Source organism: Maricaulis sp., from assembly GCF_039978735.1.
Classification (GTDB): domain Bacteria; phylum Pseudomonadota; class Alphaproteobacteria; order Caulobacterales; family Maricaulaceae; genus Maricaulis.
The window spans coordinates 12,834-35,697 of sequence record NZ_JBDWAS010000025.1 but is presented as its reverse complement, the minus strand read 5'-3'; the positions used below and the strand labels follow the sequence as shown (position 1 = coordinate 35,697).

Genomic DNA, 22,864 nt, shown 5'->3' with positions numbered 1-22,864 from the left:
TCCTTGATCCGATCCCATTGTTCCGCACTTAGCTCGTAGCGCTTCGGTCGTGACATCCAACGCTCCAGATAAACGAATCTGGAACCCTATGAATCACACCCCGACCAACTTTGTGAATCCTTGAATGTCGATTGAGCCTAGAGCAATTTCATCGTCGTCGAGGTCGATGAAACGGCGTTAGCCGGGAAAGGACTCATCGTCGGCTTCCTCAATCGCGCGGCCTTCCATTTCGACGATCTGGGCCGCGACTTCGATCAGTATGGCGGCCCGGTTCATCCGGAAACGGTAGGCGTCCTCGCTGAGTGTTCGAAGGCGCCGGGACAGCTGCTCCGCATCGACACCGCAGGTGAAAGCCGGAGCGGGTTTCTTGCCAAAAAGGTCTGCCGAGCGTCGTGCGCGTTTCATCACCGCCTCCTTCGCCGCAGCAAAGCTACAACCAAAAGAGGCAAATGCCAGCGTGACGCGGATCACGACTTTCCGTTTAGATGATCCAGCAGCAAATCCCGCGCGTCCTGGACCTGTCGCGCCAGGGCCGCCGAGCCTTCGCCGGTGTCGGGATGCAGCTTCTTCATCAGGCGGCGATGCGCCTGGCGGATCGTCTCGGCATCGGCCGATGCATCCACGCCGAGAATTTCCCGCGCCTCGACAATGCTCATGCCCGCAGCCGGCGCCGAGCCGGCCGAGCTGCCGGAACTGCGCGAGCGGCGATGGGGAACGCGGATAGCCCGGCCCAGCATGCCCAGACCGAAGAGGCCGATCGGCCCACCGAGGATGACGGCGCCGCGCAGGCAGATCACCACGCCGGCGATCAGGGCGCCGCTTCCCAGGATGATGCGCACCATGCGCGCGGCATCGTCCGTCTTCTGTTGCGAAAACCACCACGCCGCCCCCAGACAGGCGGCCAGCAGCAGAGCTCCGAAGACAAAAGCGGCCATGGCTAGAACGGGATGGGCTGACCTTCCAGGCCCGGCAGTTTGAGCACGATCAGCAGATCGCGCAATTCCTGGCGCGCCGCGACATGGCTCATGGTGAAGGTGACGGTGGAACCGTTCTCGGTCAGGTCGAGCAGGGTCAGCCCCAACGGGAAAAGCTCCCGATAGATGACCCGTTCGGCAAAGCCCGGCGCAAGCCGGAAACCGATCCGCTGGGAGAGCATTTTCAGCCCCTCGCCGACACGGCGCTTGTTGCGCGCATCCAGCATGGAAATGCGGTTCCGCATCACCACCCAGTCGATCGATTTCTTCTGCATCGCCGCTTTGCGCTTGCGGCATTCCCAGACCATTTCGCTGTACAGGCTCGGACTGCCGACCTCGAACGTGTCCGGATCGATCTCGGCCAGCAGGTCGAAATCGATGAAGCTGTCATTGACCGGCGTGATGATCGTGTCGGCGCTGGAATGGGCGAGCCGCGAATAGAGCGTGTCGGCGCCCGGCGCGTCGATGACAACGAAATCGCACTGGGTCTTCAGATCGGTCAGGGCCGCGGAGAAGCGATCAGTCTCTTCCTGCTCGGCCAGGTCCAGATCGCGCTGCACCGACGGCGCGAGCGCAATCTCCACCGGCCGCGGCAGGCCGAGACCATGACGTTCGCACCAGCGCTCACGATTGCCCAGATAGCGGCCGAAAGTCCGCTGGCGCAGATCGAGATCCATCGCCCCGACCGTCTTGCCCATGCGCATCAGGGCCACGGCGAGGTGCATGGCGACGGTCGACTTGCCTGCCCCGCCCTTCTCATTGCCCACCACGATGACGTGCGCTTCACGCACGCCGTCGCGGACACGTCCAAGCGGGCGCGACGGCAAACGGAAGGCCGGATGTTTCGTCATGACTACCCAAATCCCCTGCGCGGCTCCGGCGCCGCAAGGGACACCGGACTGCGCCTGCCCGATATGGCGCTTCCTGCGCTCACCCGCCGCTCTCCGGCGGCGCGAAAGCCCTGCCGGAATAATCGGTCGCCTGGCAGTACTGGCCGGACGACCGCAAGGCCGTACAAACCTCCAGGGCTGCCGCACCGGTATCGAACGGCCCGGCCTTGAGACGCAGGAAATCACCCTGTTCCGGGATATGGGCGTGTTCGAGGCGTGCGTCCAGACCAGCCAGCACCGGATAAAGGGCCTGCAATTCAGCCCAGCCACGCAAAGCCATCGCCTCGCGCCGATAGGACGCCAGATGGACGGCATGCATCACGCTTTGCGCATCTCCGAACTCCGGTGCCGGCGGCAGGTCCTGCGGACCGGCAGCCCCGAGTCCCAGCGCCGTCCCCTCGTCCGCCGGCAGGCTCTCCAGGCCGACCAGCGCTGCCGCCAGAGCGCGCAGCTCCGGATAGACCTGGTCCAGGGTTTCCGGTTCGAAACGGGCAAGATGGGCCAGTTCACGCGCCGTCGCATCGGCCAGACGCGCCGGCTGGGTGTCGGCGACACCGGCTTCAACGGACACATCGCGATCACGGGCACCGCCCGTCGTGGCGCAGGCGCTGACAATGGCGGCGAACAGAATGGCTGGCAGAATTCTCATGGCGCTGTATCTAGGGCGAGTCGGATCGCTTGCCTGTATCATGGCTTATGATATTCCCCGGCCTGTCTGTTTTGCGGAACAACCATGCTCAATCTCCAGATTCCCCACGCCACGACAGTCTCGGCCTTGCGCGCGCGCATCCGCAGCTGGCGCGATGACCGGCTGTCCATCGGCTTTGTACCGACCATGGGCGCGCTGCACGACGGACATATCTCGCTCGTCCGGCTGGCGAAAGCCCATTGCGATCGTGTTGTCGCCAGCGTGTTTGTCAATCCCAGGCAATTTGCCGAGGGCGAGGATCTGGACGCCTATCCGCGCACCATGGTCGAGGATTCCGAGAAGCTCACCCTCGCCAGGTGCGACCTGATCTTCCTGCCCGACGTGGCCGAAATGTATCCCGAGGGCTATTCGGCCAATATCAGCATGCAAGGCGCGGCTGTGGGCCTGGAGAGCGTCGCCCGTCCGCATTTCTTCGACGGCGTCGCGACCGTCGTCGCCAAGCTGTTCAACCAGGTCCGTCCGGACATGGCCTTCTTCGGCGAGAAGGACTACCAGCAGCTCCTGGTGATCCGGCAGATGGTGCGCGACCTCAATTTCGGTATCGACATCATCGGCGGCGAGACCATGCGCGAGCGCGACGGTCTCGCCATGTCCTCGCGCAATGTCTACCTGTCGGCAAACGACCGCAGCCGGGCCGCACAGCTCAACATCATCCTCAAGGAGTTCGCGGCCGCGCTCAGCGCCGGCACGCCGGCAGACCAGGCACAGAAGGCCGCGATGGCCAGTGCAACGGCCGCCTTCGATGCTGTCGACTATGTCGAGGCCCGGTGTGCCGCGACGCTGGAAACGCTTCCCTCCGGCGGCCCCATCGATCGCGATGCCCGTGTCCTGGCTGCGGTGCGGCTGGGCTCGACCCGGCTGATCGACAACATGGCGGCAAAACGGCCTTCGTGATGCCCGAATTGCGGCTAAGCTGACCGCTCGTTCAGCCTGCAGCGGAAACCTCCATGGTCTCGCGTCTTCTTCTTGCTCTTTCAGGTCTTGCGCTTCTTGCAGCCCCGGCGGCCGGCCAGACACCGGTCTCGCGCGCGACTGCCGAAATTGTCGCGACCTACCCCCACGATACAAGTGCCTTCACCCAGGGCCTCTTCATCCAGGACGGCATCCTGTTTGAAAGCACGGGGCAGGTCGGAGCATCCGGCCTGCGCCGGGTGACCTTGGAAACGGGGCATGTGGAACGCCAGACCGCGCTCGAACCGCCCTATTTCGGCGAAGGCTCCGTCCAGCTGGGCTCGCGCATCTACATGCTCACCTGGCAATCGGAGACCGGTTTCATCTTCGACGCCGGCACGTTCGAGCGCATCGGCACATTCGACTATGAGGGCCAGGGCTGGGGGCTGACGCATGACGGCACGCATCTCATCCTGTCGGATGGCACGGCAGAGCTGCGCGTCATCGACCCGGCCGACTTCTCCACCGTGCGCACGATCGAGGTGACGCTTGCCGGGAGGCCTGTGCGGCGTCTGAACGAGCTGGAATGGGTCGATGGCGAGATCTGGGCCAATGTCTGGCAGTCACCGCTGATCGTCCGTATCGACCCAGAAAGCGGAGCCGTAACCGGGCTGGTCGACCTGACGGATCTCGTCCCGTCTACCCTCGCCGGCAGCCGCGACGCCGTGGCCAACGGGATCGCCTGGAACCGCGAGACGGGCCAGATCTACGTCACCGGCAAGCTGTGGCCGTCGCTCTACGAAATCCGTGTCGCCGGCGCCACAGACTAGATTTACCGCGACGGCGAAACACAATAGCGTCGCATAATCCGGTCTGCACAGGGTTTGCCTGCATCATGCGTCAGACATCGCGCGCTCCGCTCTACGCGGCCGCAATCTGCCTGGTCTGCTTTCTCGTTACCTATGCCTGGCTTTGGCTGACCGTGATCTGGGCCGTCCTGGTAGAGGATTGGGCCGGCACGGTCGCCGGGCTGGACGCCCACAACATCATCCATGCCCTGACCCTGGCCGAACGCGTTCTCATCATATCAGCGTGCATCTTTATCACGCTGACACTCGCAGCCCTGGCCTTCAGACGGCGCTTCGCGCTCTATGCGGCTTGCGGCACGCTGATGAGCCATTTCGCAGCCTGGCTTCTCATGGCGGACAATCCCTATTACTCGGCCCAGCCCGGCTTTTTCTTCCTGCCGCTGGAAGGGCTGGCCATCACCCTGATTGTCCTGCTCGTTCGCCGGCAGGCCTTGCGCTAGCGGTCACCAGGCACCGATTTCAAGCAGTTTGGCGCGCAGATCCGGCGGCAGATCATCCCCGCCCTCGGCCGGACCCGCAACGTCCTGCGGTGCGTCCTCCGGCTTGAGATAGCGCCAGCCCTGGAAAGGCCTGCGCGGCGCGGCCGCTGTGCGGATCACCTCGGTCGACATCACGATGGCACAGCGCTTCACGCCATCCTCCCCGTCGACCGTTTCCAGCGAGATGATGTCGGAGCGGCAACGGATGGCGCCACCGATCACCCAGTAGAGCGATCCACCGTTTTCCACCTCGTCGCGCTTTGCCGGCGTCATGCGGGTCACATGCACCGAAACCGGCGGTTCGCCGGCGGCCCGGCGCCGGGCCGCCGTGCGGGCCATCGACGCTTCGAGCTCCTCGACCGAGGAGACACCGACACAGAGCTTCACCAGATGCATGACCATGGGTCACAGTTAGGGCGACTCAGAGAGCCGGTCAAAGCGTCGTGGCGGTCCGGGTCAGCGGGCGGCGTTGCCCAGATACTCGATCTCGCTGAAACCGATTTCGAAACCTTCCGGGAAGGTCTGGAAGGCCGCACTGCCCTCGATGTTCTGGGTGATGCGGACAAGGACCGGCGCCGGCAGGTCGGCCATTTCGGCGAATTCCTGTTCCAGTTCGAACCGGTTCACGCGAATGGCGAAATTCGGCTTGAAGCTCTCCGGTGCATAGAGCCTGAGATGGCGCACGCCCGGTTCGCGGCGGCCGACGGTAATCTCGCCGCGCAGGTATTCGGCAAAGGCCGCCTCTTCCTCGTCCTCCGCATCGAACTGCGGCTGAAAGCGGTAGGTCACATCATCGGCGTCCTGCAGGTGCAGGTTCAGCGTGCCCGGCAGGAAAAGTGCGTCTTCGCCATCAAAGAACAGGCCGCCCTCATCCTCTTCATCGTCATCGCTGGTGATGACATCGTCCCAGATGGCCTGTTGCTCTTCCGTCAGGTCGGCCTCCGGCGGAGAGACCAGCGTCCAGCGGTCCGCCTCGGGTTGAGCGCCGTCAAACCGGGCGGCGATCTCACCGGCGCTGCCGGTAAAGGTCAGAAGGAAACGCCAGTCGGCGTCATTGTCCCCGGCGACGGTGCGGCCAAGCGCGGCCTCGAACGCCTCCAGCTCGCCCGCCGGCCCGGTCTGGGCATACGCAGGCAGGCTCACCAGGCTCACTGCGCCCAGCGCAGCAGCAAAAACATGTTTCATTGTGCGGTCTCGATACGGTCATCCCTCGTTATCGGCCATAGCAGGGACGACCGGTGCGAACGCATTAAAATCCTGTCACCTTCGCTCGATCTCAGGCGGCCTGGCGGTTCACGAAACCGTCCGGCGCGGTCGGGTCGATGTCGAAGGTGCGCTCGCTCTTCGGCATGGGCCGCTCGCGCTCGCCCAACAGTTTGATCTTCAGCTTCACCATCGCCGTCAGCAAACGCTTGCCCAGCGCGCCCAGGCCTTCGGTCGAGGTCGAGCGCGGCTTGTAGCCCAGAGACCGGCGCAGCACGCCATTGGCAAACAGGATCGAGTTCTGCAGCCGCGATTGCGGCGTGGAAATCTCGAAGGGCACCGACACGTTGACGCCGGACTGGTTCTCGATCCGGTGCGGACCGTGCAGCGGCCAGTTGGCCGCCATGCCCGGGTGCAGATCGACCGTGAAGGCGTCGGCATCCCAGGCCGGATCGAAATCGATGTCCTCGGTCTTGTCCTTGTGCAGGACAGCCTCGACATCGTCGGTGTTCAGATAGGGCAGACGCGGCGGATAGGTGCGGAACCGCTTCACGCCGCGCATGTGCCACAGCATGGTTTCCGACACGTCCGAGTGCAGGAAGACCTGGGCCGTCGGCGAGGAAATGAGGATGCCCGCCTCGGCGACCAGCGGCCGGAAGGACGGGTCGGCCTTCTTCATGTCGGCGAGCATCGCCTCGTAGATCGGACGGTATTCCGGATCGCGGTCCATGGCGTGGCGCAGATTGATCCACAGCTTGCCGCGGCGCACCGCCTCGATCAGTTCCAGGCCCGACAGCGCACCGGGATCGCCGGCCCGCCAGCTGTCATGGTCCGTCGCGTCATCGCCCATTGTACAAAAATCGATCAGGTCACGCGGGTGCCGCTCGATCAGCGCCGCCAGTGCCATGTCGGAAAAGGCATGGTGCTCATGATAGTTGTGGCGGATGACGACAGGCTGCTTGCGGAATTTCCGCCGCGCCTCGTCGGTCCAGCTGCTCGAAAAACGGGCCATATAGGTGTCGCGCATTGAACCGCTCCCTTGGATATCCCCCCAGGAAGTGCAAGCAGTATGCCGGTCTCGCGTGACACGGGAATGATGGCTATCGAAGCCCACCTTCTCCCGAGGGGAGAAGGTGCCCGAAGGGCGGAATGAGCGGCTTCGCTCCGCCTTCTAAGCCGCCTCGTCGACCTCGTCGGCGAGCGTGACGAGGATATCGCCCTCGCCCACCTGGCCACCGGCCTCGACGCTGACCTCGGCGATCACGCCATCGCGCGGCGCGGCGAGCGCGTGTTCCATCTTCATCGCTTCCAGCACGACCAGCGCCTGTCCCTTGGTGACGCTGTCACCCGTCTTGATGTTGACGGCCAGGACCTTGCCCGGCATCGGCGCCTTGATCAAACCGCCTGCCTCGGCCGCATCGGCCAGGGCTTCGGGATGCGGCTCGGCAAATACTGTCACCCGGCCGCGGCACGCGACAAGCATGCCATCATCGACCGGCTCGCAGTGCGCGACGATGCGCTCGCCATCCACCACGGCCTCGAAGCTGTAGCCCTCGAACATCTCGCCGACCTCGAGCCCTTCGAGCACCGATACCACGTCGCCGGTACGAACCTCGATCCGTTCGCCATCCAGCTTCAGCACGGCTTCGACCGGCTCGCCACCGACCTCGAACCGGCAGGACAGGTGCGGATCGCCATTGAGACGCCAGCCATCGGCGGCATCGAACGGATCCAGCGCCGCCGCGATCACCGGGCGCAGGTCGAGCACGGCCAGCGTGGCGAACGCCGCATCAGCCGGCCGCACGGCCGGGGGAATGAGATCGTCGATGCGCTCCTCGATGAAGCCGGTCGACAGTTTTTCGTCCAAGAAGTCCGGGTTGACGGCAGCACGGCGCAGGAAGCCCGCATTGGTCTTCACCGGCCAGACAACCAGATCGTCGATCATGCCAGCCAGACGGTGCGCCGCCTCGCGCCGCGTGGGCGCATGGGCGATCAGCTTGGCGATCATCGGGTCATAGTGCAGCGAGACCTCGCCGCCCTCCTCGACCCCCGTATCGACCCGCAGCGGACCGCCGGAGGCCGGCAGGTCCAGACGATGAAGCGGCCCCGTCGACGGCAAGAAGCCGCCCGCCGGGTCTTCCGCATAGAGGCGCGCCTCCATGGCGTGGCCCGAGAGGTGGATATCGTCCTGTTCGGGCACGGAGCCGCCGGCGGCGATCTTCAGCTGCAGCTCGACCAGGTCGAGACCGGTGACCATTTCGGTGACCGGATGTTCCACCTGGAGACGGGTATTCATCTCCATGAAGAAGAAACCGTCCTCGCGCAGCGGGCCGGAACCGTCGACGATGAACTCCACCGTGCCGGCGCCGACATAATCGACCGCCTTGGCCGCATTGATGGCGGCCGAACACATGGCGGCGCGCACGCCCGGCGTCATGCCCGGTGCTGGCGCTTCCTCGATCACCTTCTGGTGGCGGCGCTGCAGCGAACAATCGCGCTCGAACATGTGGACCACGCGGCCGCGGCTGTCGCCGAAGACCTGGACCTCGATATGGCGCGGATTGACGATGAATTTCTCGATCAGCACCCGGTCATCGCCGAAGCTCTTGGACGCCTCGCGCTTGCAGCTTTCCAGCGCCGCAGCGAAGTCCTCCGCCGTCTCGACCTTGCGCATGCCCTTGCCGCCGCCGCCGGCCACGGCCTTGATGAGCACGGGATAGCCGATCGTACCGGCCGCCTCAGCCAGAAGCTCCGGATCCTGGTTGTCGCCGTGATAGCCCGGCGTGACGGGCACGCCCGCCTCTTCCATCAACGCCTTGGCCCGGTCCTTCAGCCCCATCGCGCGGATGGCGGAGGCCGGCGGCCCCACGAAAATGATGTCATTGGCAGCGCAGGCTTCGGCAAAGGCCGCGTTCTCGGACAGGAAGCCATAGCCCGGATGGATGGCATCGGCCCCGGTTTCCTTGGCAGCAGCGATGATCTTGTCGGCGACCAGATAGCTCTCTGCGGCCGGAGCCGGACCGATCGCCACAGTCATATCGGCCATGCGCACGTGGGGCGCATCGGCATCGGCTTCGGAATAGACAGCGACGGTGCGGATGCCCATGCGCTGGGCGGTCCGCATCACACGGCAGGCAATCTCGCCGCGATTGGCGATCAGGAGCGTCTTGATCATGGGTCTGGTGCCTCGCTCTTGGAACCGGTCTGTGGGTCTGGACGACGGTATTGCACAGCCGCCACCAGGACAAAACTGATGATCATCAGGAGGTACCACGAGCCCAGCTTGGCGAGCGAGACCATGTGCCAGCTCACCTCCTGTCCCGGATAGGACCAGGCGCGCGCAAACGTCCCGATATTTTCGGCGAACCAGATGAACAGCGCGACCAGCAGGAAGCCGATCACCAGCGGCATCGGCCGGTGGACCCGGTCGGGCCGGAACCAGACCACGCTTGGCCCATAGAGCAGCACCGTTGCCGCGAACAGGACATAGCGGATATCCACCGTGTAGTGGTGAGCAAAGAAATTGATGTAAACCGCTGTCGCCAGAAGATATTGCCACCACATCTTCGGAAAGCGGTCGAATCGGAATTCGAAGATGCGCCAGACCCGCGCCAGGTAGGAGCCGACGGCGGCGTACATGAAGCCGGAAAAAAGCGGCACGCCCGCGATCCGCAGCAGGCTCTCCTCCGGATAGACCCAGCTGCCGGCATAGGTCTTGAAGATTTCCATCACCGTGCCGACGACATGGAAGGCAGCGATCACCTTCGCCTCCTCCCAGCTTTCCAGCCTGGTCGCGATCAGCGCGACCTGGATCGCCAGGGCGGCCAGGGTGAGGAAGTCATAGCGCGCCAGCGCGGCGTCGGCCGGATACCAGAGGAAGGTCGCGAGCAGCAGCGCCAGCATCAGCCCGCCGAACAGGCAGGCCCAGGCCTGCTTGATGCCGAAGCTGACGAATTCGAACACGCCCAGCGTGACCGGCCCGCGCACGAACCAGGCCCGCAGCGCCTCGCGCCGCCGGTGCAGGAATGCCCGCGGATCGGGACGCCGGATCAGCGCCGGGCCTCCGCCTATTCCGCCCAGTTCGGCTTGCGGCGTTCCAGGAAGGCGGCGAGGCCTTCCTGCCCCTCTTCGGAGGCCCGGCGGCGGGCGATCGCCTTGGCGGTGTGTACGGCAAGACCGTGATTGATCTCCTGGCCGAAGACATCGTCGACCAGCTGCTTGGCATCGTGCACGGCACCGGGCGCAGCGGAGAAAGCGAGTTTGGCGAGATGCTCTTCCATCTGCGCCATCTCTTCCATCGTCTCGACGGTGTATTGCGCCAGGCCGATCTTCTCGGCGAACGTGCCATCAAAGCCTTCGCCCGTGGCGAACAGGGCGCGGGCCCATCGCGGGCCGATGGCGCGCACGACATAGGGCGAGATGGTAGCCGGCGTCAGGCCGAGGCGCACTTCGGAAAAGCGGATATGGGCGTCCTTCATCACCACGCCGACATCGCAGGCGGCCAGCAGTCCGGCCCCGCCGCCCATTGCGGCACCATGCACCAGGGCCACGGTGAGCTGGGGCAGTTCGTGCAGACGCTTGAGCATATTGGCCAGCGCCATCGCGTCTTCTTCATTGTCGGCCTCGGTGAACAGGGCCGAGGCTTTCATCCAGTCCAGATCGGCACCGGCGGAGAAACTCTTGCCGGCCCCGCGCAGGAAGACGATCCGCACGCCGTTCTCGCTCGCCCGCAGCGTCTCGAACGTGTCGGACAGCCGGGCGATCACCTCGGCGTTGAAGGCGTTGTGCTTGTCGGGACGGTTCAGCGTGATCACCGCCACACCGGCCGGGCTGACATCGAGAAGCACGGGCGCGTCGGACATGGAGAAACTCCTTCATTTCGGGGCTGTTCCCACAAGGCTTACCGCCCGCACCGTCCCGCAACAATGAAAAAGGGCCGCTGATTGCGCAGCGGCCCCTGGAGTTCACATCGTGAAAGTTGCGATCAGTCGCCGCGGAAGATCAGGCCCTTGATCAGACCCAGCACCAGGATGGCGATGAAGTATCCGATCGCCAGGGCGCCTAGATACAGCAGATAATCGGTCTGGGTGAATTGCTGCACGAAGCCGTTGAAATCGAATCCGGTCGACCCGCCCCGCACCATCGGCATCACGATGTCCACGATCACATGGATGATCACGCCCACGACGGTGAAGATCAGGATCGCGCCGATCTCGCGCATCAGCAGCGCAAGAACCAGGGCAATCACGCCCAGCTGAATACCCAGCATCATCCAGTTGACGGAGCTGACCCCGTCACCGGCATAGGCGATCAGGCCCGGCATGAAGAAGTCGATAGCGGGCTGGATATAGCCCATGATCTGGTCAAGAAATTCCATAACGCGGTCCCCTTCCGCAACTTAACGCAGGCTCCACCTTACCCCAAGTTCGAGCCATCCGTTAACGATCTTTCCAAACATGTCCCAAGGGAAGCCGGTTCTCCTGAGACGCGAAACCGCTATTTTCTGAAGACCATCCGCTTGATCGCGAACAGGATCGCCACGACGATCAGATAGCCGACAAATAGGACGCCGGCGTAGCGCCAGAAATGCGGCTCAAGCAGCGGCGGCAGGCTGAACCCGCCCGACCCGGCAATCACCGGCGCCAGGCTTTCCAGCACGATATGGGCCAGCGTGGCGCCGACCGCGACAAAGGGCAGACGCGCCCAGGCGGTCATCATCAAGGTCGCCACGACAGCCACAAGCAGGCCCAGCACGGCGTTGACTTCGGCGAAGCCCTCGCGGGCAAACCCCAGGACGGACTCAAGCATGTTCAATACTCCCCCAGCGCTCGCCTGCTTGCGGCGATGCAGGGGTGATACTAGCTCGAATTAACCATTTGTCACGGGGAAAGCATCCGGATGCCCGGAGCAACTCTTTGAATTTTCGGGTATTCCGGGCCCGTCAGACGCCCCGCCGTCCGAGCGCTTCCACCTTGTGCAGCATCTTCGCCCGGCCTGGCACGCCGGCGGCTTCCACACCGCCCAGTATCGTCCGGCGGACGGGTTTGAAACCGGAAATGCGCAGAACACCCTTCTCCAGCGCCTTCACGCTGTGACCGCCGAACAGGGTGCCGTAGGCAAAGCCGGGCATGCCCATCGTGACGATGATCCGGGCCGACTTGCCCTTCATCTTCTGCGCCGGCCAGCCGGCACCGTCATTCGTCGTGGCGAGCAGGAATTCATTGCGTGCCAACTGTTCCAGGAAGGCCTTGAGGCGGGCCGGCATACAGCCCAGCCAGAGCGGGAAAGTCAGGACAAGATGATCGGCCGCCGCCAGCTTGCCGCGCTCGCCGACAATCTGCATGTCGGGCGGCGTATCGAATTCGGACTGGTTGTGCAGGAAGTCGATCGGCAAGCTGCCGATATCGATCCGGCTGACCTCAAAGCCCGCTTCGCGGGCGCCACGCTCGTAAGCGTCCGCCAGTGCCGGAACAAAATGTTCCGGCGACGCGTCCGGATGTCCGTTGATAATGCAGATCGACCGCTTCATGACCGCACTCCTTGTGCGGTCTCTATACACCCGGCATCCGTGCAGGGCCGCGTGTCACGGCGCCGCAGGGTCGCCTACATCCGGAAAACGCCGAATTTCGTCTTCTCTATCGGCGCGTTGAGCGAAGCGGAAAGAGACAGGCCGAGCACGCGGCGTGTGTCGACCGGCGCGATTACGCCGTCATCCCACATCCGGGCGGTCGAGAAATACGGATGCCCCTCGGCCTCATAGGCCTCGCGGATCGGCTGTTTGAACTTCGCCTCGTCCTCGGCCGGCCAGTCCTCGCCGCGGGCTTCCATGGCGTCGCGCTTGACCGTGGCCAGCACCGAAGCGGCCTGTTCGCCCCCCATCACCGAGATGCGTGCATTCGGCCACATGAAGAGGAAGCGCGGGGAATAGGCGCGCCCGCACATGCCGTAATTGCCGGCCCCGTAGGAGCCGCCGATGATGACGGTGAATTTCGGGCCCTTGAAGGTCGACACAGCCGTGACCAGCTTGGCGCCGTCCTTGGCGATGCCGCCGGCCTCGTACTTCGAGCCGACCATGAAGCCGGTGATGTTCTGCAGGAAGACCAGCGGGATGCCGCGCTGGGCGCACAGCTCGATGAAGTGGGCCCCCTTCTGGGCACTCTCGGAGAAGAGAATGCCGTTATTGGCGATGATGCCGACCGGCATGCCGTAGAGCCTGGCAAACCCGGTCACCAGCGTCTCGCCATAGAGCTTCTTGAACTCGTCGAACTCCGACCCGTCGACGATGCGGGCGATCACCTCGCGGACATCGAAGGGCGCGCGTGTGTCGGTGGGGATGATGCCGCCCAGTTCGGCCGGATCGTATTTCGGCTCGCGCGGATCGGTGACGTCCAGATCGATCGTCTTGACCGTGTTCAGCGTGCCGACGATCCGCCGGGCCGTGTGCAGGGCATGTTCGTCATTGGCCGCATAGTGGTCAGCCACGCCGGAGACGCGGGCGTGCACATCGGCGCCGCCCAGATCCTCGGCGGAGATCACCTCGCCCGTCGCCGCCTTCACCAGCGGCGGGCCGCCCAGGAAGATCGTGCCCTGTTTACGCACGATCACCGTCTCGTCCGACATCGCCGGCACATAGGCGCCGCCCGCCGTGCAGGAGCCCATCACCACGGCGATCTGGGGAATGCCCTCGGCGGACATGTTGGCCTGGTTGAAGAAGATGCGTCCGAAATGGTCGCGATCGGGGAAGACTTCAGCCTGGTGCGGCAGGTTCGCGCCGCCGCTATCGACCAGGTAGACGCAGGGCAGACGGTTCTGCATCGCGATTTCCTGGGCGCGCAGATGCTTCTTCACCGTCATCGGATAATAGGCGCCACCCTTGATGGTGGGGTCGTTGCACACGACCATCACTTCCCGGCCCGAGACCCGGCCGATACCGGCAATCATGCCGGCGCCATGCACATTGCCCTCATACATGCCGTTGGCCGCCAGCGCGCCGATTTCCAGGAAGGGTGAGCCCGGATCCAGCAGCCGCTCCACCCGGTCGCGGGGAAGCAGCTTGCCCCGGGCGACATGGCGCTCGCGCGACCGTTCCGATCCGCCCAGAGCCGCCTCGGCCGTCTTGGCACGCAGGTCGGCGACCAGCGCCTCCATGGCCGCCGCATTCTCGCGGAAGGTATCGGACTGGGGATCGATGGCGGAAACGAGCTGGGTCATGATCGGGTCCCGGTTTGGTCAATCTCTGCCGCTGCTTAACCCGCCAGGCCACCCGAGCGCAATTGTTGCTGCATCCAAAGCGGTTTCAGCACGCATCTTTCCCGGCACAGGCCCATCGGGACAAGACCATGCGCAATCAACCGGTTTCTTCCTTCCTCCTCTCGCTCCGGGCCCGAACTGATTCGCCGGCATCTGGCCCGCCGCAGGCCTTGCGCCGGGCCAACACAGATCGAACGGAATGCGGAAAAGTTGTTGCTTAGTTAGGAACGCAACCGCGTTTCCCACGTTGTTTCGGCGGAATGCCTTGGCGCCGTCACACTTCTCCGGCAATGTCTGACACGGACCGCCGGGACAGGGCGGGCAGGGCGAATGAAAAATGAGTGCGTGGCCGGGTTAACGAGTGATTCAGGCCTCCGCTCGCAGGCTCACAGGCGTGATCTTCACGCGTTCTGTGAAGTCCCGATTTCGTTCGCGGGAGGGAGCAATGCGTAAGCAAATTGTTGTTTCCATAGGCTTTGCAGCCGCACTCTGTGCCCCTGCCATGGCGCAGTCCGCCATCGATTCCGAGGCCTGGCTGACCGCTCCGGCCAGCGTCGAGAACCCCGGTGCCGTGCGCTGGCGGATCACGACGGAATCATCCAGCGGCACGCCCGTCGTCATCGGCTCCGGCCAGACCGGAGGCGACCGCGAGATTTCTGCCATCGCCGGCCAGATCGACTTCTATCCCTTCGGCGACGAATTCTACCTGTCGGCCGGCACGATCGCGCCCAATGATCGGGCCCGCTATCCGCTCTGGGCTCGCGACACTCGCCAGCGCCCCGACGTCTTCCCGCACGCCGAACTGGCCGAAACCGCCAATCCCAGTCAGATCGAGCGCCTGACGCGCTATTTCGGTGCCGGCGTCACTGTCCGGACGATCGACGACTGGAGCGTGACGGTGGAAGGTGGCGCCTATTTCCAGGACTCCGGTGAAGACCGGATGGTGCTGTTCGATCCGGATACCGGCGAGAACCTGCCGCTGCTGGAGGATCTCGACAGGATGGATGTCGAGGCCGTCGGCGAAACCCAGGGCCGCTCCGTCCGCCCGGTCGGCCATCTGGTGCTGCGCCGCCGCTTCTAGCGCTGCGCCCGGCGTGGACGCCACCCACGTCCATCCCCCTTCATATCGCCCCGCGTCCCCCCTAGAGTAGGCGTCGAATCTTCATGATCGGCGCACCATGCCCCTCAACCTGTCCTTCCTGCCCTTTCTCAACCGGATCGAGAAATCGGTGCTCGATGCCGTCGAGCACGAGGTGGAATGGTTCTGCCTGCCGGCCGGCAAGCTCCTGTTCCGCGAGGGCGATGATGCCGACGCCTTCTATCTGGTCCGCTCCGGTGCACTGGCCGCCTTCCGGGACGGCGCCCTGGGGCGGCCGGACCTGATCGGCTACATCCGCGCCGGCGAGCCCGTCGGCGAAATGTCGCTGCTGGACGAGACCCCGCATTCGGCCAGCGTCTACGCCCTGCGTGACAGCGAGCTGATCCGCCTGCCCAAGGCCAGTTTCGAACGCCTTACCTCCAAACATGCCAGCCTGATGCGCGAACTGTCCCGCATGATGCTGGCGCGCCTGCGCGGACCCAACCGGTCGGCCGGATCGGAGCCGCGTGTCTTCGCCCTGATCTCGACCTCGCCGACCATCGACCTCGACTACCGCGCGCGTGAGCTCAAGGCCGCCCTCAAGACAATCGGCACCAGCTGCGCCATCGCCAACGAGACGTGTGCCGACTGGAGCGCCAGCCAGCTCGATGCGCTGGAGCAGGACCATGATGTCGTCCTGCTGGTCGCACGCTTCTCCGATCCGGGCTGGGCACGCCGCGCGATGGGCCGGGCCGACCGGATGTGGCTGTTCGCCAGGGCCGATGCGCGGCCCTCGACCCCGCTCCTGCCGGATGATCCCTCGCCCGCCATGCGGCTGAAACTGCTCGACGTGGTTCTCCTGCATCCCGGCGGTGTGACCGCTGCCTCACGGCCGCAGGAATGGGCCAATGCCTCGGACGCCGCACGCGTCTTCCACTGGCGCCAGGACCAGCATGTCGCCGACACGGCCCGCCTCGCCCGCACCCTCGCCGGCAAGTCTGTCGGCCTCGTCGTGTCGGGTGGCGGCGCTCGCGCCTATGCCCATCTCGGTGCGATCCGGGCGCTTCGCGAAGCCGGTGTACCGCTCGATTTTGTCGGCGGCGCCTCGATGGGCGCGATTGTCGCCGCAGGGATTGCACTCGACTGGAGCGATGACGAGCTGGACTGGCGGATACGCAAGGCCTTTGTCGAGACCAATCCGCTGGACGACTGGACCCTCCCCGTCATCTCCATGGCGCGGGGCGAGAAGGTCGACCGGCGCCTGAAAGAGCATTTCGGGGATGTCGAGATCGCCGAACTGGTGCGCCCCTATTTTTGCCTGTCCTCGAACCTGGCCTCCGGCCGGCCGCATGTGCACCGGTCCGGCCGCCTGCGCGATGCATTGCGTGCCTCGATCGCCATTCCCGGCCTCTTGCCGCCCGTCGTGCTGCACGGCCAGATCCTGGTCGATGGCGCCGTCTTCACCAATTTCCCGGCCCGCGAGATGCGCGCCTTCCATCGCGGCGCGGTCGTCGGGGTCGATGTCACCCGCGCCCAGGGCCTCAATCCGGACGATTTCATCGATCCGCCGAGCTTTTTCGGCTGGGTGCGGCGGCACGGGCTGAAATCCCCGCCGCCGATCGCCTCCCTGCTGATGCGCGCTGCCACGGTCGGGGTGGCCGACCATCGCGATGTCGGACGCGAAGCCGCCGACCTGCTCATCCTGCCCGACACGCCGGTCGATATCCGGCAGTGGGACCGGTTCGACGAGGTGGTCGAGGCGGGTTACGAAGCCACACAGGACATGCTGGCCGGCATCAATGACGAGATGCGTGCGCGGCTGGGCCTGCCGGTACCGGCCGGGGCCTGACCGCCTAGTCGCGCCAGAACTGCCACCAGGCCGGCTCATCCTCCACTTCCAGTCCGAGCCAGGCCCGCACGCGGTCCTGGGCGGGATCCAGCCGGGTCCAGACCGGCAGGCGCGTCTCGATGGCATTGTCGACCGCCGGGCTGAAGACAGACACGGCAAACGCCAGCCCCACGACCGTGACCAGCAGCGTCAGCAGGGGTTTGAGAATGTCGCCCAGAAACCGGATCAGCCCACCCATCTCGCTTCCCCCGACCGCGCCGCCTAGAAGGGCGGGTAGTTGTCGGACCAGTCGCGCAGCACGATGGTGCGCTCGGCGGTCTCGGTCATCACGCAACTCGTCTGTTCCAGGCTGGCATGACTGCCGCCTTCGAAGATCGAGGCGAGAAAGGCACAATCGGCATCGCGTTTGGCGATCCAGGCGCGCTGCGCGTCACGCAGCGCCGCCGCGCGTGCCCCGTCATGGCGTACGCGCAAGGCATCATAGGCCTCGTTGAGCGCGGCATCCCAGGCCTCGAGCTCCTGCGCGGTACAGCCAATCATGCCGGCATTCGTCCCGCCATCCTCGTTCAGACGGATGCAGGCCTCGGTGAAATCGCCGATACAGGCGCGCGACGTTCCGTCCTGCCGTCCCAGACACATCGCAACCGTATCCGACGCGCCCAACTGCGGCATTATGCTGGCCGGAGCCGGGACAGGCTTGTCGCCCTGTGCGGCGAGCAGTGTGGTGGCGGCAAGAATGGATATCAGCATCATGGGCAACCTCGTGGCGGCCGGGAGCCTAACAGGAACGGCCGCCTGACGCACCGGTTCCCCGCGGGCGGCAGAACGCTCAGCGGTATTCCGGATTGGGATGGTCGAAGCGGGCGCCGTCATCCCACGCGCGCCGCGAATTGCCCTCCGCCGGCAAGCCGCCATTGCGCTTGAGCAGCGCGGCCAGATGCATGAGGTTCCAGCTCATGAAAGTCGTGTTGCGCTGGGTGAAGTCATTCTGCGGCCCGCCGGAATACGGGTCCAGATAGGACGGTCCCGGCCCCGCCTCGCCGATCCAGCCGGCGTCGGCCTGCGGCGGGATCGTGTAGCCGACATGCTGGAGCGCATAGAGCACGCTCATCGCGACATGCTTGATGCCGTCCTCATTGCCCGTGACGATGCAACCGCCAACCTTGCCGTAGTAGCCATACTGGCCCTTCGCGTTCATGTCGCCGGACTGGGCATAGAGGCGCTCGATCAGCATGCGGGCGACCGAGCTTTCCTCGCCCAGCCAGATCGGCGTGCCAACCACGAGGATGTCCGCCGCCTTCACATGCGCCCAGATCAGCGGCCAGTCATCGCGCTCCCAGCCATGTTCGGTCATGTCCGGATAGACGCCATGGGCAATGTCGTGATCGACAAGACGGATCATCTGCGTCGCCACGCCCTGCTTGTCCATGATCGCCTGCGAGACCTTCATCAGGCCTTCGGTATTGGAGACGTCCGGCGATTTCTTCAGCGTGCAGTTGATGAAGACGGCTTTGAGATCGGAATAGTCGGCCATGAAAAAAGCTCCGGGAGATTCTCCCGGAGCTTAGCATATACCGAGCGGCGACTGCCCTACGCTGTCTCGCCGAACAGTTCCCGGCCGATCAGCCAGCGGCGGATCTCCGACGTTCCGGCGCCGATCTCGTAGAGCTTGGCGTCGCGAAGCAAGCGGCCCGTGGGATATTCGTTGATATAGCCGTTGCCGCCCAAGAGCTGGATTGCGTCCAGCGCCATCTGGGTGGCGTTCTCGGCGGCATAGAGGATGGCACCCGCAGCGTCCTTGCGCGTCGTCTGGCCGCGATCGCAGGCCTGGGCGACGGCATAGACATAGGCGCGCGTGGCGTTCATGCGCACATACATGTCGGCCAGCTTGCCCTGGACCAGCTGGAATTCGCCGATCGAGCGGCCGAACTGCTTGCGCTCGCGGATATAGGGCATCACCACGTCCATGCAGGCCTGCATGATGCCGACCGGGCCGGAGGAGAGCACGGCGCGCTCATAGTCGAGACCCGACATCAGCACTTCCACACCGCCATTGAGCGGACCCATGACATTCTCTTCGGGGACCTCGCAATCCTCGAACACCAGCTCGCCGGTCTCCGAACCTCGCATGCCCAGCTTGTCGAGCTTCTGGGCGACGGAGAAGCCCTTCATGTCCTTCTCGATGATGAAGGCGGAAATGCCGCGCGAACCGGCATCGGCATCGGTCTTGGCATAGACGATCAGCGTGTCGGCCGACGGCGCATTGGTGATCCACATCTTCGCGCCGTTGAGGACGTAGCGGTCGCCCTTCTTCTCGGCTTTCAGGCGCATTGAGACGACGTCGGACCCGGCGCCCGGCTCGGACATGGCCAGCGAACCGACATGCTCGCCGGACATCAGCTTGGGCAGGTATTTCGTCTTCTGGGCGTCATTGCCCCAGCGGCGCAGCTGGTTGACGCACAGATTGGAGTGGGCGCCATAGGACAGGCCCACCGAGGCCGAGGCGCGGGAAATCTCTTCCATCGCCACGACATGTTCCAGATAGCCCAGACCGGATCCGCCGAGCTCTTCCTCGACGGTGATGCCCAGAAGGCCGAGATCGCCCATCTTGCGCCACAGATCGTGCGGGAAGACGTCGGTCTGGTCGATTTCGGCCGCGCGCGGCGCGATCTCGTCGGAAGCAAAGGAACGGACGGTGTCGCGGATCATGTCCGCGGTGTCGCCCAGGTGGAAATCAAGCGTGGGGTATTGGTTCGAAATCATGTTGCGCGATGTATCACGCGGACGGGACCGGTCAAGATAGAGGCGTGAAACGCGTGGAAAACTTTACCGGGCTTCGACGGTAACACGCCGATTTTTTTTCAACCGTCCCAGCCATACCGAGCCAAGCGACCACGCAGCCGCCAGCATGAGGAAAACACCTGCAATCAGCGCCCAGGCATCCCCGGTCAGGCTGCGCTCGGACCACATCCGGCCCCAATCGCCCCAGGTCATCACCGCACCGAAGGCCGTCACCACGGCGCCGGCTGCCAGCGAGGCGATATAGCCCCAGCTGCCATCGTCGGACTTGCCGACCGGCTTTTCCTCGGTCTCCGGCGGCAGATCGGCGGCCAGATCGCGCGGCGAAAAACTGTCCTCGTCAGAATCCTGGATCAGAGGATCGTCGCCCTCGAGCAGATCATCCTGCCGGACTTCGATTTCGGCGTCTTCGGTCTCGTCACGCTCGGCCTCGACCTCGCCGACGGCGCCATGGCTTTCGGCCGGCACGTTCGAGGCATGCGGCGGCGGTGTGTCCTGACCGGCAACGGCAACGGCGCGCTCGACGATTTCCGTGATTGCCGCTTCCGGTGCAGGCTCGGTCTCGACAGGCTCGGCCACTTCGTTTTCCGCGACGGGTGCCGTATCTTCAGCGGCTGTCTCGGCTTCTTCCGGCTCGGCTTCGCGCTGCCGAACAGCAGTCGGCACCATGACATCGCCATCGGTCGGGTTTGGCCGGAAACGGGCCGTCATCACCGAGGTGAAGGCATAGCCCAACTCGACCCGCAGGGGCAGTTCCGGCACCGGCGCGACCGGCGCAGCGGTTTCCTCGGCCGGGGCCGGCACTTCAGAGGCAACCTCTTCGACCTCGACAGCCTCAAGACCCGGCAGTGCGATAAGGGCGAAGCCAAGCGCTGTATCCGCCGGCAGATCGAAGGCCGGCTCAGCAGCTTCGGGCTCCTCCGAAACGGCTTCGGCCAGTTCCTCGCTCATGCGGGCCGCAACCAGCGCTTCGGGCGTGCTCGCTTCGGTTTCAACCTCAACGGCCAGATCTTCGACCGGAGGCTCGACAGCCTCCTCCAGCACAGCTTCAGCCGGCTGTTCAGCAGCGATATCGTCCTCGTCCACCGCCTCATAGGCAGCCTCGACCGGCGCGTCGCTCATGTCCGAGACAGCGGCTTCCACCGACGCCATGTCGTGATCGTCCGCCAGCGCCTCGCGCTCTTCCAGCGGCATGGCCTCGACCGTGGCGAGGATGCGGGCGATCTCCGCTTCGGCTTCGGCGCGGCTGGAGATGCGGCGGTCCGGCATGGGCGGAGGCGGCGGTGCATAATCCTCGACCGGTTCGTCCCGGCCGCCGGCAATGGCGCCTTCCAGCACACGCTCCTCGCGGGGGTGCTCGACCTTGATTACCAGCTCGACTGAGGGACGCTCGGCCCGCGCCGGCACCATCGCGTCCAGGAAAGCCCGGCTTTCTGCCTCGCGGCGCGCACTGGTGCCGTCACCATGCGCAGCCAGCGCCTCGGCGGCGGCGTCCAGACGACCCTCATAGAGATAGCGGGCAACGTCGGAATTGCGGAAAGCGTCACGGCCGATATCATGAATGAAGGAAACCAGCGCGTCGCGCTGTCCGCGCGCCAGCGGAATGTCCGCGATCTCGTCGATCGCCGTTTCGGCCTGCATGACGTCGTAGATCAGCAGCAGCGACGCCTCTTCCTCGGAGACCTTGATACCGCCGCGCGCTGCGGCCCGGTGGCCATAGCCCACGACCCAACGGCCGTCCGCCCCACGGATCGCCGTCTCGCGGAAAGGTTCGAACCGCTTGATCAGCTCACGCGCGGCCGGAGAGGATTTCAACTGCGGTTTTGTCATGTTCCGTTTCGAGACATTGCCCTGGCCCTGTCCACTCCCCCTGCAAGCGGGGCGCCGCAGCGCTAGTCCTGCGGTCCGCGGAAGACGTCCGTCGTGCCGATGGCGGTGAAAGGCGCGAAGAATCCGCCGCCCGAACCGCCACCGACCAGAAAGATATCGCCGCCCAGCAGAGCGGCATCAGCGCCGGTTCGCGGCGACGGCATGGCTGCTTCCTCGCGCCAGCCGCTTTCGCCCGGCGCCCAGGACACATGATCCTGCAGCGTGGCGCCGCCGTCTGCTGCACGGCCGCCGAAGACATGGATCCGGCCGGCCCGGACAACCGCCGCCAGCCCCGACCGGCCACCCGGCAGCGCCGGTCCGGTCGTCCATTCACCGCTTTGCGGGTCGAATACATCGTGCCGGTCGACAGCGCCCTCTGTCGTCGCGCCGCCCAGGACATGGACGCGGCCATCGATCACGACAGCCGCGGTGCCCCGGCGGGTGATCCCTTCCGGGGCCTCCAGGGTCGACCATTCGCTGGCTTCCGGGTCGAAGACAAAAACGGATACGTCATCGCGCACACCGCCAATGGCATAGAGCTGACCTTCGACGGCAACCAGCGAGAAATCCGCCTTCGGCGCCGGCATGGCGGCTTCGCTCTGCCAGATATTGCCCTCGATGGAGAAGGACCACATGCGCGCACTGGGACCGACCACCGCGGTTTCGTCAGCGGCATAACCGCCAGCGGCGTAGATGCGCTCGCCGGTCGCTGCCATGCCGAAATGCTCGAGCCCGCGCGGCAGCGGCGTTTCCGGGAACCAGCGCTCATAGCCGGGATCATAGCTTTCGAACTCGTCGCGCGGCGATGTCAGGCCCGAACCGCCAGCGGCAAAGATCCGGCCGTCATGCACCACAACGGCAAGACCCGCGCGCGGCGCGTCCAGCCGGGCCGTCTCTTCCCAATGCCCGCCATCCGCGACGTCCTGGGCCAGAACAGCCGGACCGGATGCCAGAAGCACCGCTACAAGACCTGTCAAAACACGCACGCTGTCACCATTCGTCAG

25 protein-coding genes are annotated in these 22,864 nt (G+C 65.0%); 5 read left to right on the top strand and 20 right to left on the bottom strand.

Annotated elements, in window-relative coordinates:
• Positions 1 to 177: 177 nt before the first annotated feature.
• The 4 genes from ABJO18_RS07225 to ABJO18_RS07210 form a co-directional block, all read right to left on the bottom strand.
• Positions 178 to 405, bottom strand: a complete 228-nt coding sequence (locus tag ABJO18_RS07225; protein WP_348508569.1) for a hypothetical protein — start codon at positions 403 to 405, stop codon at positions 178 to 180.
• A 62-nt stretch (positions 406 to 467) separates the two neighbouring features.
• Positions 468 to 935: a DnaJ domain-containing protein gene (locus ABJO18_RS07220; protein WP_348508570.1), complete on the bottom strand. Its 468-nt coding sequence runs from the start codon at positions 933 to 935 to the stop codon at positions 468 to 470.
• Positions 936 to 937: 2 nt separating this feature from the next.
• Positions 938 to 1,825 (bottom strand): division plane positioning ATPase MipZ, encoded by an 888-nt coding sequence (locus tag ABJO18_RS07215; protein WP_291886191.1) that lies wholly within the window; start codon positions 1,823 to 1,825, stop codon positions 938 to 940.
• Between the two features lie 79 nt (positions 1,826 to 1,904).
• Complete coding sequence (locus ABJO18_RS07210) at positions 1,905 to 2,513, bottom strand: SPOR domain-containing protein (protein WP_348515816.1); 609 nt, start codon at positions 2,511 to 2,513, stop codon at positions 1,905 to 1,907.
• An 84-nt stretch (positions 2,514 to 2,597) separates the two neighbouring features.
• Between ABJO18_RS07210 and panC the strand changes: the two genes are divergently transcribed.
• The 3 genes from panC to ABJO18_RS07195 all read left to right on the top strand — a co-directional run bounded on the left by panC (position 2,598) and on the right by ABJO18_RS07195 (position 4,773).
• Positions 2,598 to 3,467: a pantoate--beta-alanine ligase gene (panC, locus tag ABJO18_RS07205; protein ID WP_348507315.1), complete on the top strand. Its 870-nt coding sequence runs from the start codon at positions 2,598 to 2,600 to the stop codon at positions 3,465 to 3,467.
• 53 nt (positions 3,468 to 3,520) lie between these two features.
• A complete protein-coding gene (locus tag ABJO18_RS07200) occupies positions 3,521 to 4,294 on the top strand; it encodes a glutaminyl-peptide cyclotransferase (RefSeq protein ID WP_348507316.1) in 774 nt (257 codons plus the stop codon).
• 65 nt (positions 4,295 to 4,359) lie between these two features.
• Positions 4,360 to 4,773, top strand: coding sequence for a hypothetical protein (locus ABJO18_RS07195; RefSeq protein WP_348507317.1), 414 nt, complete (start codon positions 4,360 to 4,362; stop codon positions 4,771 to 4,773).
• Positions 4,774 to 4,776: 3 nt separating this feature from the next.
• Here the strand turns inward: ABJO18_RS07195 and ABJO18_RS07190 are convergent, their stop codons facing one another.
• From ABJO18_RS07190 to ABJO18_RS07145, 10 genes are all read right to left on the bottom strand, one after another.
• The gene (locus ABJO18_RS07190) at positions 4,777 to 5,208 is read right to left on the bottom strand and encodes a DUF1489 domain-containing protein (protein WP_348507318.1); all 432 of its coding nucleotides are present in this window, start codon (positions 5,206 to 5,208) and stop codon (positions 4,777 to 4,779) included.
• A gap of 60 nt (positions 5,209 to 5,268) precedes the next feature.
• Complete coding sequence (locus ABJO18_RS07185; RefSeq protein ID WP_348507319.1) at positions 5,269 to 5,997, bottom strand: hypothetical protein; 729 nt, start codon at positions 5,995 to 5,997, stop codon at positions 5,269 to 5,271.
• Positions 5,998 to 6,088: 91 nt separating this feature from the next.
• The gene (locus tag ABJO18_RS07180) at positions 6,089 to 7,042 is read right to left on the bottom strand and encodes a hypothetical protein (RefSeq protein ID WP_348507320.1); all 954 of its coding nucleotides are present in this window, start codon (positions 7,040 to 7,042) and stop codon (positions 6,089 to 6,091) included.
• Positions 7,043 to 7,186: 144 nt separating this feature from the next.
• Positions 7,187 to 9,190, bottom strand: a complete 2,004-nt coding sequence (locus ABJO18_RS07175) for an acetyl/propionyl/methylcrotonyl-CoA carboxylase subunit alpha (RefSeq protein ID WP_348507321.1) — start codon at positions 9,188 to 9,190, stop codon at positions 7,187 to 7,189.
• Positions 9,187 to 10,002, bottom strand: coding sequence for a DUF817 domain-containing protein (locus ABJO18_RS07170; protein ID WP_348507322.1), 816 nt, complete (start codon positions 10,000 to 10,002; stop codon positions 9,187 to 9,189). Before ABJO18_RS07170 ends, ABJO18_RS07175 begins: the two co-directional genes overlap by 4 nt.
• Before the next feature lie 80 nt (positions 10,003 to 10,082).
• On the bottom strand, positions 10,083 to 10,877 hold the full coding sequence (locus ABJO18_RS07165) for an enoyl-CoA hydratase-related protein (protein ID WP_348507323.1): 795 nt from the start codon (positions 10,875 to 10,877) through the stop codon (positions 10,083 to 10,085).
• A 122-nt stretch (positions 10,878 to 10,999) separates the two neighbouring features.
• Positions 11,000 to 11,392 carry a hypothetical protein gene (locus tag ABJO18_RS07160; RefSeq protein WP_348507324.1) on the bottom strand — a complete coding sequence of 131 codons (393 nt, stop codon included), beginning with the start codon at positions 11,390 to 11,392 and terminating at the stop codon, positions 11,000 to 11,002.
• A 119-nt stretch (positions 11,393 to 11,511) separates the two neighbouring features.
• Complete coding sequence (locus tag ABJO18_RS07155) at positions 11,512 to 11,823, bottom strand: hypothetical protein (protein WP_271185366.1); 312 nt, start codon at positions 11,821 to 11,823, stop codon at positions 11,512 to 11,514.
• 133 nt (positions 11,824 to 11,956) lie between these two features.
• Positions 11,957 to 12,544, bottom strand: a complete 588-nt coding sequence (locus ABJO18_RS07150) for an NAD(P)H-dependent oxidoreductase (protein WP_348507325.1) — start codon at positions 12,542 to 12,544, stop codon at positions 11,957 to 11,959.
• Positions 12,545 to 12,618: 74 nt separating this feature from the next.
• Positions 12,619 to 14,226: a carboxyl transferase domain-containing protein gene (locus tag ABJO18_RS07145; RefSeq protein ID WP_348507326.1), complete on the bottom strand. Its 1,608-nt coding sequence runs from the start codon at positions 14,224 to 14,226 to the stop codon at positions 12,619 to 12,621.
• A 484-nt stretch (positions 14,227 to 14,710) separates the two neighbouring features.
• Between ABJO18_RS07145 and ABJO18_RS07140 the strand changes: the two genes are divergently transcribed.
• Both ABJO18_RS07140 and ABJO18_RS07135 read left to right on the top strand, forming a co-directional pair.
• A complete protein-coding gene (locus ABJO18_RS07140; protein ID WP_348507327.1) occupies positions 14,711 to 15,346 on the top strand; it encodes a hypothetical protein in 636 nt (211 codons plus the stop codon).
• A gap of 97 nt (positions 15,347 to 15,443) precedes the next feature.
• Positions 15,444 to 17,192 carry a patatin-like phospholipase family protein gene (locus tag ABJO18_RS07135; RefSeq protein ID WP_348507683.1) on the top strand — a complete coding sequence of 583 codons (1,749 nt, stop codon included), beginning with the start codon at positions 15,444 to 15,446 and terminating at the stop codon, positions 17,190 to 17,192.
• 4 nt (positions 17,193 to 17,196) lie between these two features.
• On the opposite strand, the gene ABJO18_RS07130 is transcribed toward ABJO18_RS07135, so the two are convergent.
• From ABJO18_RS07130 to ABJO18_RS07105, 6 genes are all read right to left on the bottom strand, one after another.
• Positions 17,197 to 17,430 (bottom strand): hypothetical protein, encoded by a 234-nt coding sequence (locus ABJO18_RS07130; RefSeq protein ID WP_348507684.1) that lies wholly within the window; start codon positions 17,428 to 17,430, stop codon positions 17,197 to 17,199.
• A 23-nt stretch (positions 17,431 to 17,453) separates the two neighbouring features.
• On the bottom strand, positions 17,454 to 17,945 hold the full coding sequence (locus tag ABJO18_RS07125; RefSeq protein WP_348507685.1) for a lysozyme inhibitor LprI family protein: 492 nt from the start codon (positions 17,943 to 17,945) through the stop codon (positions 17,454 to 17,456).
• A gap of 76 nt (positions 17,946 to 18,021) precedes the next feature.
• The gene (locus ABJO18_RS07120; protein ID WP_348515815.1) at positions 18,022 to 18,726 is read right to left on the bottom strand and encodes a flavodoxin family protein; all 705 of its coding nucleotides are present in this window, start codon (positions 18,724 to 18,726) and stop codon (positions 18,022 to 18,024) included.
• Between the two features lie 56 nt (positions 18,727 to 18,782).
• Positions 18,783 to 19,955, bottom strand: coding sequence for an isovaleryl-CoA dehydrogenase (locus ABJO18_RS07115; RefSeq protein WP_348509666.1), 1,173 nt, complete (start codon positions 19,953 to 19,955; stop codon positions 18,783 to 18,785).
• A gap of 63 nt (positions 19,956 to 20,018) precedes the next feature.
• Complete coding sequence (locus tag ABJO18_RS07110) at positions 20,019 to 21,821, bottom strand: hypothetical protein (RefSeq protein ID WP_348515814.1); 1,803 nt, start codon at positions 21,819 to 21,821, stop codon at positions 20,019 to 20,021.
• Between the two features lie 62 nt (positions 21,822 to 21,883).
• Positions 21,884 to 22,846, bottom strand: a complete 963-nt coding sequence (locus ABJO18_RS07105; RefSeq protein ID WP_348509564.1) for a kelch repeat-containing protein — start codon at positions 22,844 to 22,846, stop codon at positions 21,884 to 21,886.
• Positions 22,847 to 22,864 lie beyond the last annotated feature (18 nt).